This is a genomic window from Shinella sp. WSJ-2 (genome assembly GCF_003432075.1).
Taxonomy (GTDB): domain Bacteria; phylum Pseudomonadota; class Alphaproteobacteria; order Rhizobiales; family Rhizobiaceae; genus Shinella.
Map to the genome: position 1 here is coordinate 330395 of NZ_QWBU01000002.1, position 14629 is coordinate 345023.

The window sequence follows — 14629 nt, forward strand, 5'->3', positions numbered from 1 at the left end:
CCCTCGTTTTAGAAGAAACAGAATCTCCGTGAACGATCAGATCGTGCGCCAGACCGATATCCTTTCGACAGCAGAGCTTGCCAGTGACGAAAGCCGCGCCACGGCGACGCCGATGATGGAGCAATATATCGAGATCAAGGCGAACAATCCCGACAGCATGCTGTTCTACCGCATGGGGGATTTCTACGAGCTGTTCTTCCAGGATGCCGTGGATGCCGCGCGCGCGCTCGGTATCACACTGACAAAGCGCGGCCAGCATATGGGCCTCGATATTCCCATGTGCGGCGTGCCGGTGCATGCGGCGGATGACTATCTGCAGCGGCTGATTTCCGTCGGCTTTCGCGTCGCCGTCTGCGAGCAGGTGGAGGACCCGGCCGAGGCGAAGAAACGCGGCTCCAAGTCCGTGGTGCGGCGCGATGTCGTGCGCCTGGTCACGCCCGGCACGCTGACCGAGGAAAAGCTGCTTTCGCCCTCGGATGCCAACTATCTGATGGCCGTTTCGCGTATTCGCGGCGGGGCCGAGCCGTCGATGGCGCTCGCGTGGATCGACATTTCCACCGGCATTTTTCGTCTGTCGGAGACCGCGCAAAGCCAGCTTCTCGCCGATATCCTGCGCATCGAGCCGCGCGAGCTGATCGTGCCGGATACGCTGTTCTACGATCCGGAATTCCGCCCTGTACTCGATGTGCTCGGCCGCGTCGCCGTGCCCCAGCCGTCCGTGCTGTTCGACAGCGCGACGGCGGAGGGCCGCATCGCCCGCTATTTTGGCGTCTCGACGCTCGACGGTTTCGGCAGCTTTTCACGCGCCGAGTTCGCGGCGGCCTCCGCGGCAATCGCCTATGTCGAAAAAACCCAGATCGCCGAACGCCCGCCGCTCGGCCGGCCGGAGCGCGAAAGCTCGGCCTCGACGCTGTTCATCGATCCGGCGACCCGCGCCAATCTCGAACTGGTGCGCACCCAGTCGGGCGAGCGCAGCGGCACCTTGCTGAAGGCGATCGACCGCACCGTCACGAGCGGCGGCGCGCGGCTGCTCGCCGAACGCCTGATGTCGCCGCTGACCGATCCCGAGGCGATCAACGCCCGCCTCGACTCGATCTCGACACTGGCCGACCGGCCGTCGTTCTGCGAGGATCTACGCCGGGCGCTGAAACGTCTGCCTGATATGCCGCGCGCCTTGTCGCGCATCGCGCTCGGCCGCGGCGGCCCGCGCGATCTCGGCGCCATCCTGCAGGGCCTTTCAGCCTCCGCCGAGATCGCGGCGCTGATGGGTGGCGAAAATCTCGAAGGCGAGCTTGCGAGCGCCCGCGCGGCCATCGCCGCGCTCCCCGTCGATCTCGCGCACCGCCTGTCCTTCATGCTGGCCGACGAGCTGCCGCTCCTGAAGCGCGACGGTGGTTTCATCCGCGCGGCGGCGGATGCGGAGCTGGACGAGGTGCGGGCGCTGCGCGACCAGTCCCGCCGCGTCATCGCCGGCCTGCAGCTGCAATATGCGGAAGAAACCGGCGTCAAGTCTCTGAAGATCAAGCACAACAACGTGCTCGGCTATTTCATCGAGGTCTCCGCCGGCAATGCCTCGGCGCTCACGGATGGGGACGAGGCGAAAGCCCGCTTCATCCACCGCCAGACCATGGCGGGCGCCATGCGCTTCACGACCACGGTGCTGTCGGAACTCGAAACCAAGATCGCCAATGCCGCCGACCGTGCGCTCGCCATCGAGCTTGCGGCCTTCGACGGTCTGGTCGAAGCCGTTGTCTCGGAAGCGGAAGCCATCAAGGCGGCCGCCCGCGCGCTCGGCGTCGTCGATGTCTCGGTTGGTCTTGCGGCGCTTGCCGAAGAGCAGGCCTATTGCCGCCCAGTCGTCGACAATTCGACGATGTTCGCCATCGTCGGCGGCCGCCATCCGGTCGTCGAGCAGGCGCTGCGCCGCCAGAACGCTGCGGCCTTCGTCGCCAATTCCTGCGATCTGTCGCCGACGGACAGCAAGGGCTACGGAGCGATCTGGTTGCTCACCGGCCCGAATATGGGCGGTAAATCGACCTTCCTGCGCCAGAACGCGCTCATCGCCATTCTGGCGCAGATGGGGTCCTATGTGCCGGCCGAAAGCGCCCATATCGGCATCGTCGACCGTCTCTTCTCGCGCGTCGGCGCGTCCGACGATCTGGCACGCGGCCGCTCGACCTTCATGGTCGAAATGGTCGAAACGGCGGCGATCCTCAACCAGGCAACCGAGCGTTCGCTCGTCATTCTCGACGAGATCGGCCGGGGCACCGCAACCTTCGACGGCCTGTCCATCGCCTGGGCCTCCGTCGAGCACCTGCACGAGGGCAACCGCTGCCGTGGTCTCTTCGCCACGCATTTCCACGAGTTGACGGTGTTGTCCGAAAAGCTTGGCCGCCTGTCCAACGCCACGATGCGCGTCAAGGAATGGGACGGTGATGTGATCTTCCTGCACGAGGTTGGCCCCGGTGCGGCGGATCGTTCCTACGGTATCCAGGTCGCACGCCTTGCGGGCCTGCCGGCCTCCGTGGTGGCGCGGGCGAAGGATGTGCTTGCCAAGCTCGAGGATGCCGACCGCAAGAACCCGGCAAGCCAGCTCATCGACGATCTGCCGCTGTTCCAGGTCGCGGTGCGCCGCGAGGAAGCCAAGCGCGACGCCGGCCCATCGAAGATCGAGACGCTCGTGAAGGACCTCAATCCCGACGACATGACGCCGCGCGAGGCGCTGGATGCGCTCTATGCGCTGAAGAAAGAACTTGGCAATCGGTAACGGCTAGAATCATTGTCCTCGCATGCCGAAAGGGTCTATAGGCATGCGAACCTTACGGGCGATGGACGAGAAGCAGGACTCAAGGCCGGCATCTGATGGAACACAAGCTCTTGGCACCGGCTGAGTCCGGCCTTCTCGACGTGCCGGCGCTGCGCGCCAGATGCGAATTCATCGCCAGCACCAATGCCGAATATCGCGATCGCATGCGCGGTGCACTGCTCGCCGAGTTCAAGGCGGCCAATGCCGCCGGCCGCGCCCGCGCCCGCGAACTGCTTTTCGTGGACGGCAGCGGCCTGCAATGCGCCGCGCGCATTTCCTGGCTGCAGGACCAGCTGATCTCCGTGCTACATGACTTTGCGCTGAACCACGTCTTCAGCGCCGGCCAGGCGCCGCCCGCCGCCCGCATCACGGTGACGGCCGTCGGCGGCTATGGCCGCGGCACGCTGGCGCCGGGCTCGGATATCGACCTGCTTTTCCTCCTGCCGGCCAAGCCCGCCGCCTGGAGCGAGCCGGCCATCGAGTTCATGCTCTATATCCTGTGGGACCTCGGCTTCAAGGTCGGCCATGCCACCCGCAATATCGAGGAATGCATCCAGCTTTCGAAGGGCGACATGACGATCCGCACGGCGATCCTCGAAGCCCGCTACATCTGCGGATCGGCCTCGCTGTTCGAGGAACTGGCGGTGCGCTTCGACCGCGAGATCGTGCGCGGCACCGGCCCGGAATTCATCGCGGCAAAGCTTGCCGAGCGCGACGAGCGCCACCGCAAGGCCGGCGACACGCGCTACCTCGTCGAGCCGAACGTCAAGGAAGGCAAGGGCGGTCTGCGCGACCTGCACACGCTGTTCTGGATCGCCAAATATTTCTACCACATCAAGGACCCGGCCGAGCTGGTGAAGCTCGGCGTGCTCTCCAGGCAGGAATACAAGCTCTTCCAGAAGGCGGACGATTTTCTCTGGGCGGTGCGCTGCCACATGCATTTCCTGACCGGCAAGGCGGAAGAGCGGCTGTCCTTCGACATCCAGCGTGAGATCGCCGAATGCCTGGGCTACCAGCCGCATCCGGGTCTTTCCGCCGTCGAGCGCTTCATGAAGCACTATTTCCTCGTGGCGAAGGATGTCGGCGACCTCACACGCATCTTCTGCGCCACGCTGGAGGACCAGCAGGCCAAGGAAGCGCCCGGCATCACCGCGGTCATCAGCCGCTTCACCCGCCGCACGCGCAAAATTGCGGGAACGCTGGATTTTCTGGAAGACCGCGGCCGCATCACCATCGCCGATCCCGAGGTCTTCAAGCGCGATCCGGTCAATATCATCAGGCTCTTCCATATCGCCGATCTCAACGGCCTGGAATTCCACCCGGACGCGCTGAAGCTGGTGACGCGATCGCTCGGGCTGATCAACGGCGCGGTGCGTGAGAATGACGAGGCCAACCGCCTCTTTCTGTCGATCCTCACCTCGCCGCGCGATCCCGCCCTTCTCTTGCGCCGCATGAACGAGGCCGGGGTGCTCGGCAGGTTCATCCCGGAATTTGGCAAGATCGTCGCGATGATGCAGTTCAACATGTATCATCACTACACGGTCGACGAGCACCTGATCCGCTCCGTCGGCGTTCTCGCCAATATCGACCAGGGGCGCGAGAAAGAGGCGCATCCGCTGAGCTATCAGGTGATGCCCTCGATCGAGGACAAGATCCCGCTCTACGTCGCTGTTCTGCTGCACGACGTCGCCAAGGGCCGCCCGGAGGACCATTCGGAGGCCGGCGCCAAGGTCGCCCGCAAGCTTTGCCCGCGCTTCGGCCTGACCCCGAAGCAGACGGAGCTGGTCGTCTGGCTGATCGAGGAACATCTGACCATGTCGATGGTCGCGCAGACCCGCGACCTCAACGACCGCAAGACCATCGTCGACTTCGCCGAGAAGGTGCAGTCGATGGAGCGGCTGAAAATGCTTTTGGTGCTGACCGTCTGCGATATCCGCGCCGTTGGCCCCGGCGTGTGGAACGGCTGGAAGGGCCAGCTTCTGCGCACCCTGTATTATGAAACGGAACTGCTGATCTCCGGCGGCTTCTCCGAGCTGTCGCGCAAGGAGCGTGCTCAGGCGGCGCGGCAGATCCTGTCGGATACGCTGCCGGCCGACTGGAGCCAGAAGGACCGCAAGACCTATACCAAGCTGCACTACGATCCCTACCTGCTGACGGTGTCGCTGGAGGATCAGGTGCGCCATGCCGCCTTCATCCGCGAGACCGATAAGGCGGGGCATACGCTGGCGACCATGGTGCGCACGCATTCCTTCCACGCCATCACCGAAATCACCGTGCTCTCGCCCGACCATCCGCGCCTGCTGACGGTGATTGCCGGCGCCTGTGCCGCGGCCGGCGCCAACATCGTCGATGCGCAAATCTTCACGACCTCGGACGGAAGGGCGCTCGACACGATCCTCGTCAACCGCGAATTCCTCAACGATGCCGACGAGACGCGCCGCGGCGGCACGATCGGGCGCATGATCGAGGACGTGCTGTCGGGCCGCAAGCGCCTGCCCGAGGTGATCGCGACGCGCACCAAAAGCCGCAAGCGCAGCCGTACCTTCACCGTCTCGCCGGCCGTCACCATTTCCAACACGCTGTCGAACAAGTTCACCGTCATCGAGATCGAGTGCCTCGACCGTCCGGGCCTGCTGTCCGAGGTCACAGCCGTGTTGTCCGATCTCTCGCTCGACATCGCCTCGGCGCATATCACCACCTTCGGCGAGAAGGTCATCGATACCTTCTACGTTACCGACCTCGTCGGCCAGAAGGTCACCAATGAGAACCGGCACGCCAATATCGTCGCCCGGCTGAAGGCCGTGATGGCCGATGAAGTGGACGAGCTGCGCGACCGCATGCCGTCCGGCATGATCGCGCCGGTTCCCGCCACACCGAAAAGGGTCAAGGCACAACAATGAGTCTGGTGAAAAAATTCGCGACGGTGGGCGGCGCGACGCTCGGCAGCCGCGTGCTCGGTTTTGCGCGCGAGACGCTGATGGCGGCCGCCCTCGGCACAGGCCCGATGGCCGACGCCTTCTACGCCGCCTTCCGCTTCCCCAACCTGTTCCGTCGCCTCTTTGCTGAGGGCGCCTTCAACGCCGCCTTCGTGCCGCTCTTCGCCAAGGAGATCGAGGCGGGCGGTCTCGACGGTGCCAAGCGCTTTTCCGAAGAGGTTTTCGGCGTCCTGTTCTCGGTTCTCCTGATGCTGACCATCGCGATGGAGCTGCTCATGCCGCTCATCGTCGCCTGGGTCATCGCACCGGGCTTCGTGGACGATGCCGAAAAGTTCGACGTGACGGTCAAGCTCGCCGTCGTCATGTTCCCCTATCTTATGTGCATGTCGCTGACGGCGATGCTGTCGGGCATGTTGAACTCGCTGCACCACTATTTCGCCGCCGCCGTCGCGCCGGTCTTCCTCAATGTCGTGCTGATCGGCGCGCTGGGTTACGGCCTCTGGGAAGGCGCATCGCCGCTCCAGGTGGCCTGGTATCTCTCCTGGGGCGTGCTGGCCGCCGGCCTCTTGCAGATGGCCGTGCTCTATGCCGGCGTGCGCCAGGCCGGCATGAAGATCGGCTTTCGCCGCCCGCGCATGACGCCGAACGTCAAGCGTCTGCTCTGGCTTGCCTTCCCAGCGGCCATTACCGGCGGCATCACCCAGATCAACCAGTTGATCGGCCAGATGATCGCCTCCACCAAGGACGGCGCGATCTCCGCCCTGCAATATGCCGACCGCGTCTATCAGCTGCCGCTCGGCGTCGTCGGCATCGCCGTCGGCGTGGTGCTCCTGCCGGAACTGGCGCGCGCGCTGAAGGGTGGCCATGAGCGCGAGGCCGGCAACCTGCAGAACCGCTCGATGGAATTCGTACTGTTCTTGACGCTGCCGGCCGCAGGCGCCCTCTGGGTCATCTCCGATGAGATCGTGCGCGTGCTCTACGAGCGCGGCGCCTTCAGCCCGGAAACCACCTCCGTGGTCGCCGGCACGCTCGCCATCTACGGCCTCGGCCTGCCGGGCTTCGTGATGATCAAGGCGCTCAATCCCGGCTTTTTCGCCCGCGAGGACACCAAGACGCCGATGCGCATCACCATGCTGTCGGTCGTCATCAACTGCATCCTTGCCGTCTCGCTCTTCCCGCTGTTTTACGAGCGCGGCATCGCGACGGCCGAAACCGTCTCCGGCTGGATCACTGCGCTGCTGCTCTTCGTGACGCTGGTGCGCCGCGGTCACTGGCCGCTGGAAAGGGCGCTCGCCTGGCGCGTCGCGCGGCTCTTGATCGCCACGGTCGTCATGGCCGTCTCGCTGGAATATGCCTCGGGCTATCTCGCGCACCGTCTGGCGCCCACCTCCCCGCTCTTCGAACAGCTGTCGGCGCTCGGTCTGCTGATCGGCCTTGCCATGGTGGTCTATTTCTCCGTCGCCTTCCTGATCGGCGGCGCCGATCTCGGCATGCTCCGGCGCAACCTGAAGCGCGGCCGCGGTAAGCCGCCGCCATCGGACCCGGCCACTTGATCGCCGCCCCGGCGGCGTGCATAAGCGCGTCCTATCGTTTTCCCTAGAACAGGATCAGGCCCTCCACCCGCCTGAAGGAACACCGCCATGAGCGCATTCAAGCCTCTCGTCTTCTCCGGCGTCCAGCCGACCGGCAATCTCCACCTCGGCAACTATCTCGGCGCGATCCGCAAGTTCGTCGCGCTGCAGGCCGACAATGACTGCATCTATTGCGTCGTCGACCTGCATGCGCTGACCGCGCAGCTGGTGCACGAGGACATGCGCAACCAGATCCGCTCGATCGCCGCGGCCTTCATCGCCTCCGGCATCGATCCGAAGAAGCACATCGTCTTCAACCAGTCCGCCGTGCCGCAGCATTCGGAACTCGCCTGGATATTCAACTGCGTCGCGCGCATCGGCTGGATGGAGCGCATGACCCAGTTCAAGGATAAGACCGGCGGCAAGAATGCCGAGCAGGTCTCGCTCGGCCTGCTCGCCTATCCGAGCCTGATGGCCGCCGACATCCTCGTCTATCGCGCGACGCATGTGCCCGTCGGTGACGACCAGAAGCAGCATCTCGAACTGACCCGCGACATCGCGCAGAAGTTCAACATCGACTTTGGCAATCACATCCGCAACGCCGGCACAGGCGTCGACATCGTCGTTGGCGAAGAGCCGGTTCACGCCTATTTCCCGATGGTCGAGCCGCTGATCGGCGGCCCGGCGCCGCGCGTCATGTCGCTGCGCGACGGCACGAAGAAGATGTCGAAATCGGACGCGTCCGATCTCTCGCGCATCAACCTGCTCGACGATGCCGATACGATCTCCAAGAAGATCCGCAAGGCCAAGACCGATCCGGACGCGTTGCCGAGCGAAGTCGAGGGCCTGAAGGGCCGCCCGGAAGCCGAAAACCTCGTCGGCATCTATGCCGCGCTGTCGGACAAGACCAAGGCGGAAGTGCTTTCGGAATTCGGCGGTCAGCAGTTCTCGGCCTTCAAGCCGGCGCTGGTCGATCTCTCGGTCAACGTTCTCTCGCCCATCACCAACGAGATGCGCCGCCTGATGGACGACACAACCCATATCGACGCGATCCTCAGGGACGGCGGCGAAAGGGCACGGGCGCGGGCTGAAAAAACCATGAAGGAAGTCCGCGACATCATCGGTTTTGTGCAGTAAGGTCGCCTCGAAACGTCTTTGAGAGAAGGGGGCCGTATGGTTTCTCGACGACTTTCCCGTATGGAAGGCCACCGCCGGAAATTTCTGGCTGTTATCGACGACACGCCGGAATGCCAGCGCGCCGTTCACTATGCGGGGATGCGGGCGAAGAATTCCAACGGCGCCGTCGTGCTGCTCTATGTGATCGCCAATGGCGATTTCCAGCAATGGCTGGGGGTCGAGGAGATTATGCGGGCGGAAGCGCGCGACGAGGCGGAAGCCGTGCTCGCCAAGGCGGGGCAGGCGCTACGTGAAGCGATCGGCATCGAGCCGGAAACGGTGATCCGCGAGGGTGTCGCCTCCGAGGCGATCAACGAGTTGATCGAGGAGGACCGCGATATCGCGATTCTCGTTCTGGCGGCCGGTTCGGCCAAGGAAGGGCCGGGGCCGCTGGTCAGTTCGCTCGCCAGCCGCGCCCAGGCCTTCCCGATCCCCGTCACGGTGATCCCGGACCAGCTGAGCGACGAGGAACTGGACGCGCTGAGCTGACACTGCGGTCTTGAAGAGCGGCAGCAAAACGCCTATCTTCTTTTGAATTATTCTAAGATTTTGGCCAAGAAGACGCCTGGCCGGACGGAGACGACCATGTTCATCCAGACCGAATCGACGCCGAACCCGTCGACCCTGAAGTTCCTGCCCGGCAAGGTCGTGCTGGAAACCGGTACGGCCGAGTTCCGCGACGAGACGGAAGCGCGTGCCGCTTCGCCGCTTGCCGCCCGCCTGTTCGGCGTTCCCGGCGTCACCGGCGTGTTCCTCGGCTATGATTTCATCACCGTCACCAAGGACAATGCCGACTGGCAGCACATGAAGCCGGCCATCCTCGGCAACATCATGGAACACTTCATGTCGGGCCAGCCGATCCTCGCCAGCGGCGCCTTCGGTGGCAGCGACGAGGACGAGGGCGAGTTCTTCGAAGCGGGCGACGAGACGATCGTCGCCACCATCAAGGAACTGCTCGACACGCGCGTGCGCCCGGCCGTGGCGCAGGACGGCGGCGACATCACCTTCAAGGGGTTCCGCGACGGTGTCGTCTATCTCAACATGAAAGGCGCCTGCTCCGGCTGCCCGTCCTCTACGGCTACGCTGAAGCACGGCGTGCAGAACCTTCTTCGCCATTTCGTACCGGAAGTGCAGGAAGTTGAAGCCGTCGCATAAGGCCCGCTCCGCCTGCCGCAGGTGCCCAGTATGATCGTCCTTGCGATCGATACGGCGGGCACCGGCTGTTCGGCTGCTCTTTATGATTCCAATCGGGATATCGTGCTCGGCGCTGCCGGCGAGGATATCGGCCGCGGCCATGCCGAGCGGCTGATGGAATTCGTCGACGGCGCGCTCGCCGCCGCCGGTCTTGATCTTCCCGCAATCGACCGCATCGCCGTCACCATTGGTCCTGGCTCCTTCACCGGCATCCGCGTCGGCGTCGCGGCCGCGCGCGGTCTGGCGCTGGCGCTCGGCATTCCCGCCGTCGGTGTCAGCACGCTCTCGGCGCTGGCTGCCGGCCGCAACGGCCCGCTGCTGGTGGCGATCGATGCCAAGCGCGATGAGGTCTATTGGCAGGCCTTCGCCGCCGATGGCAGCGAGGCCACGTCGCCGGCCATCGCCACCGTTGAAGAGGCGCGCGCCATCGCGCAGGCGCATGATGGCGACATTGCCGGCTCGGCTTCGGCCCTGCTGCGCGAGGGGGCGGCAGTGGAGACGGACGGGGTCGATATCGCGACCGTTGCCCGCATTGGCACCCACCTCGATCCGCAAAAACATCTGCCGAAGCCGCTCTATCTGCGCGGTCCCGATGCCAAGCCGCAGGCGGGTTTCGCGATCCGCCGAGCCTGATGCCATGTCCCTGACCGACTATTTCACCCGCAAGCCCGTTTTCGAAATTTTTCCGCTGGAGGCTGCCGATGCCGGTCTGGCCGCGGCGCTGCACCAGTTGCGTTTTCCCCAGCCGTGGAATGACGATGAATTCCATTCCCTGCTGTTGCAGGAGCCGGTTTTCGGCTTTCTGGCACTGAAGCAGAGCGTGCCTGGCCGCACCGCCGGCGGCTTTGTTTTGGCGCGCGCGGCGGCCGGCGAGGCGGAAATCCTGACGATCAGCGTCGATTCGCGCTTTGGCCGGTCGGGCCTCGGCTGGCGGCTGATGCTGGCCGCGCTGCGCGAGGCGAAAATGCGCGGCGCCGAGGATATTTTCCTCGAGGTCGATGAGGTCAACCATGCCGCGCGCGGTCTCTATGGCAAGCTCGGCTTCACCAAGGCCGGTGAGCGCAAAGCCTATTATGCCGCTGCCGATGGCAGCCGCTCCGCGGCGCTTGTCATGCGGCGCGATCTTCGCTAGTCCCCTATCAGGGGGCGACAAGAGAAGGGCAGACGGGATGGCGGACGCGGAAAAATCGCTGGAAGAGCTGTGTGTCGAGCGCGGTATGCGCATGACCGAGCAGCGCCGCGTGATCGCGCGCGTGCTCGAATCCTCCGCCGATCATCCCGATGTCGAAGAACTCTACCGCCGTTCCTCGGCCGTCGATTCGCGCATTTCCATATCCACCGTCTATCGCACCGTCAAACTCTTCGAGGATGCCGGTATTATCGAGCGCCACGATTTCCGCGACGGCCGCTCGCGTTACGAGACGGTGCCGGATGAGCATCACGACCACCTGATCGACCTGAAACACGGGCAGGTCATCGAGTTCCATTCGCCCGAGATCGAGGCCCTGCAGGAGCGCATCGCGCGCGAGCACGGTTTCAAGCTCGTCGGTCACAGGCTGGAGCTTTACGGCATTCCCCTCAAGGAGGGCGAGTGAGGCGCATCGCCACTCTCCCCCTGATCATGGACCGGTGAGCGCTTGATCACCTGGCTGCGCATTGCCATCGCCCTTGCCGTGCTTGTCACGGTCACGCTCGTCCTGCTGCCGATTCAGCTCGTCGGCCTGCGTTTCAACCTGAAGATCCGCCGCCGCCTGCCGCGCCTCTGGCATCGTGTCGCCTGCTGGGCGCTGGGCCTGCGCGTGCGCGTGCATGGCGTGCTTGAGCCGAAGCGACCGCTGCTGCTTGCCGCCAACCACGCCTCCTGGAAGGACATCCTGGTGCTCGGCTCGGTGGCCGACGTCGCCTATATCGCCAAGGCGGAGGTGCGCGGCTGGCCGATCTTCGGCCTGCTCGCCCGCCTCCAGGCGACGATCTTCGTCGAGCGCGAGCAGCGCCAGAAGACGGGCGATCAGGTGAACGAGATCGCCGAGCGCCTTACGGCCGGCGAGATCATCGTGCTCTTCCCGGAGGGCACGACCTCCGACGGTAACCGACTGATGGAAGTCAAGACCTCGCTCTTCGGCGCCGCGGCCTCGGCCGTGCCGCATGCGCCTGATGGCGTCGTCTTTATTCAGCCGGTCTCGATTGCCTATACGGGCGTGCACGGGATGGCGATGGGCCGCTTCCACCGGCCGCTCGCCGCCTGGCCGGGCGATATCGCGCTCGGGCCGCATCTGCTGGGCGTGATGCGCGAGGGTGCGGTCGACGTGGATGTCGATTTCGGCGAGCGGGTGGACTATTCGCGAGCCAGCAACCGCAAGCAGGTAAGCCGCGAAGTCGAGACGCGCATTCGCGCCATGCTGGGCGCAAGGCTGCGCGGCAGATAAAGCTTCAAATTCCGGCATATTTCCACTATGGAAGCGGCCATGAGCGAACAGTCCCTTACATTGCCCGAGGCCTCCGCGGCCACGCCGAACACGCGAAAAGTCTTCGTGAAGACCTATGGCTGTCAGATGAACGTCTATGATAGCGAGCGCATGACGGATGCGCTGTCGAAGGATGGTTATCAGGCGACGGACGTGCTGGAGGAGGCCGACCTCGTTCTCCTCAACACCTGCCATATCCGCGAAAAGGCCGCCGAAAAGGTTTATTCCGAGCTTGGCCGCCTGCGCGACATGAAGAGGGCCCGCGCCAAGGACGGACGCGATATGGTGATCGGCGTTACCGGCTGTGTCGCCCAGGCCGAGGGCAAGGAAATCCTGCGCCGTGCACCGGCCGTCGACCTCGTCGTTGGCCCTCAGACCTATCACCGCCTGCCGGAGGCGCTGCGCCGGGCCAAGGGCGGCGAGCGTGTTGTCGAGACGGATTATGCGATCGAGGACAAGTTCGAGCATCTTCCCGCGCCGGAAAAGGCCAAGACGCGTGCTCGCGGCGTCACCGCGTTCCTCACCGTGCAGGAAGGCTGCGACAAGTTCTGCACCTTCTGCGTTGTGCCCTATACGCGCGGCTCGGAAGTCTCCCGTCCCGTTGCGCAGATCGTCACCGAGGCCGAGCGTCTCGTCGAAGGCGGCGTGCGCGAAATCACGCTGCTCGGCCAGAACGTCAATGCCTGGCATGGCCTTGGTCCCGATGGTGCCGAATGGAGCCTCGGCGATCTGCTCTGTCGCCTTGCGGAAATCGAAGGCCTCGCGCGCCTGCGCTACACCACGAGCCATCCGCGCGACATGGACGACCGGCTGATCGCGGCGCATCGCGACCTGCCCAAGCTGATGCCCTACCTGCATCTGCCGGTGCAGTCGGGTTCGGATCGCATCCTCAAGGCCATGAACCGGCGCCACACGGCGGCCGAATATATCGCGCTGATCGCGCGCATCCGCGCCGTCCAGCCGGACCTCGCGATCTCGGGCGATTTCATCGTCGGCTTCCCCGGCGAGACCGACCAGGACTTCGAAGATACGATGCGCCTCATTGAGGCGGTGGGTTATGCACAGGCATTTTCCTTCAAATATTCCATCCGCCCCGGCACGCCCGGCGCGGAGATGGACGGTCATGTCGCGGAAGACGTGAAGGCCGAACGCCTTGAAAAATTGCAGGCTTTGCTGTTTCGCCAGCAGCGCGACTTCGCCGCCGGCTGCATCGGCAAGGAAATCGATCTGCTTCTGGAAAAGCCCGGCCGCATGCCCGGCCAGCTCGTCGGCCGCTCGCCCTGGCTTCAGCCCGTGAATGTTGATGCAAAAACGTCGGAAATCGGTGACATTATAAGAGTACGAATCACCGATGCCGGGCCCAACAGCCTCTTCGCAGAAGCGATCGGGTGACGGGCGGATCGCAAGGAGCTTGACCGCTTGAACGGACACGAACTGATGACGTCCTCGCCGCGCCAGTCGAAGAACCAGACCGACGTAAATCAATTCGTGCTCACGTTCGAAAACAATCGATACGCAAGCGAGCTTTTCGGTCAGTTCGACCAGCATCTGAAGCTGCTCGAACAGCGCCTCCATATCGATGCGCGCGCCCGCGGCAATTCCGTTTCCATCTCCGGTGATGTCGTCGCGACAAGCCAGGCCCGTCGGGCGCTGGATTATCTTTATGACCGTCTCCAGAAGGGCGGCTCGATCGAGCTGTCCGACGTTGAGGGCGCCATCCGCATGGCGATTGCCGCCGACGATCAGCTGTCGCTGCCGACCATGGAGCGCAAGGCCAAGCTCTCCATGTCGCAAATCTCCACCCGCAAGAAGACGATCGCCGCCCGCACGCCGACGCAGGATACGTATATCCGCGCGCTGGAGCGGTCCGAGCTCGTCTTCGGCGTCGGCCCGGCCGGCACGGGCAAGACCTATCTCGCGGTCGCCTATGCCGCCCAGCTTCTGGAGCGCGGCGCGGTGGATCGCATCATCCTGTCCCGTCCGGCGGTGGAAGCCGGCGAGCGCCTGGGCTTCCTGCCCGGCGACATGAAGGAGAAGGTGGATCCCTATCTGCGCCCGCTCTATGACGCGCTCTACGACATGATGCCGGGCGACAAGGTCGAACGGGCCATCACCGCCGGCGTCATCGAGATCGCGCCCCTTGCCTTCATGCGCGGCCGCACGCTCGCGAACGCCGCCGTCATCCTAGACGAGGCGCAGAACACGACGTCGATGCAGATGAAGATGTTCCTGACGCGTCTCGGCGAAAACGGCCGCATGATCGTCACCGGCGATCCGAGCCAGGTGGACCTGCCGCGCGGCGTGAAGTCCGGACTCGTCGAAGCGTTGCAGATCCTCAAGGGCGTCGAGGGCGTCTCGGTCGTCCGCTTCAAGGACGTCGACGTGGTGCGCCACCCGATGGTCGCCCGCATCGTCCGGGCCTATGAGGCGACGACCGCCGTGCAGGACGAAAGCGAGCAGACCGACCGCTGAGCGGTCGTT

The 14629-nt window shown here is 64.5% G+C and carries 12 protein-coding genes; all 12 read left to right on the top strand.

Going from position 1 to position 14629, the window contains the following annotated elements; translation table 11 throughout:
• Positions 1–28 precede the first annotated feature (28 nt).
• The 12 genes from mutS to D0Y60_RS05815 all read left to right on the top strand — a co-directional run bounded on the left by mutS (position 29) and on the right by D0Y60_RS05815 (position 14620).
• Positions 29–2767, top strand: a complete 2739-nt coding sequence (mutS, locus tag D0Y60_RS05760; RefSeq protein WP_245409100.1) for a DNA mismatch repair protein MutS — start codon at positions 29–31, stop codon at positions 2765–2767.
• Between the two features lie 95 nt (positions 2768–2862).
• Positions 2863–5706, top strand: coding sequence for a [protein-PII] uridylyltransferase (locus D0Y60_RS05765; protein ID WP_117367699.1), 2844 nt, complete (start codon positions 2863–2865; stop codon positions 5704–5706).
• Positions 5703–7295, top strand: a complete 1593-nt coding sequence (gene murJ / locus D0Y60_RS05770; RefSeq protein WP_117367701.1) for a murein biosynthesis integral membrane protein MurJ — start codon at positions 5703–5705, stop codon at positions 7293–7295. The genes D0Y60_RS05765 and murJ overlap by 4 nt, the downstream gene beginning before the upstream one ends.
• An 87-nt stretch (positions 7296–7382) precedes the next feature.
• Positions 7383–8450, top strand: coding sequence for a tryptophan--tRNA ligase (gene trpS / locus D0Y60_RS05775; protein ID WP_117367703.1), 1068 nt, complete (start codon positions 7383–7385; stop codon positions 8448–8450).
• Between the two features lie 36 nt (positions 8451–8486).
• Positions 8487–8978, top strand: coding sequence for a universal stress protein (locus tag D0Y60_RS05780; protein ID WP_117367705.1), 492 nt, complete (start codon positions 8487–8489; stop codon positions 8976–8978).
• A gap of 96 nt (positions 8979–9074) precedes the next feature.
• Positions 9075–9644: a NifU family protein gene (locus D0Y60_RS05785; protein ID WP_117368418.1), complete on the top strand. Its 570-nt coding sequence runs from the start codon at positions 9075–9077 to the stop codon at positions 9642–9644.
• Between the two features lie 30 nt (positions 9645–9674).
• Positions 9675–10316: a tRNA (adenosine(37)-N6)-threonylcarbamoyltransferase complex dimerization subunit type 1 TsaB gene (gene tsaB, locus D0Y60_RS05790; RefSeq protein WP_117367707.1), complete on the top strand. Its 642-nt coding sequence runs from the start codon at positions 9675–9677 to the stop codon at positions 10314–10316.
• Between the two features lie 4 nt (positions 10317–10320).
• The gene (locus D0Y60_RS05795; protein ID WP_117367709.1) at positions 10321–10815 is read left to right on the top strand and encodes an N-acetyltransferase; all 495 of its coding nucleotides are present in this window, start codon (positions 10321–10323) and stop codon (positions 10813–10815) included.
• A 37-nt stretch (positions 10816–10852) separates the two neighbouring features.
• A complete protein-coding gene (locus tag D0Y60_RS05800) occupies positions 10853–11278 on the top strand; it encodes a Fur family transcriptional regulator (protein ID WP_117367711.1) in 426 nt (141 codons plus the stop codon).
• A 42-nt stretch (positions 11279–11320) separates the two neighbouring features.
• Entirely contained in the window at positions 11321–12109 is a 789-nt protein-coding gene (locus D0Y60_RS05805) for a lysophospholipid acyltransferase family protein (RefSeq protein ID WP_117367713.1), read from the top strand.
• Between the two features lie 39 nt (positions 12110–12148).
• Complete coding sequence (gene miaB / locus D0Y60_RS05810) at positions 12149–13540, top strand: tRNA (N6-isopentenyl adenosine(37)-C2)-methylthiotransferase MiaB (protein WP_117367715.1); 1392 nt, start codon at positions 12149–12151, stop codon at positions 13538–13540.
• A 27-nt stretch (positions 13541–13567) separates the two neighbouring features.
• A complete protein-coding gene (locus tag D0Y60_RS05815; protein ID WP_117367717.1) occupies positions 13568–14620 on the top strand; it encodes a PhoH family protein in 1053 nt (350 codons plus the stop codon).
• Positions 14621–14629: the final 9 nt, after the last annotated feature.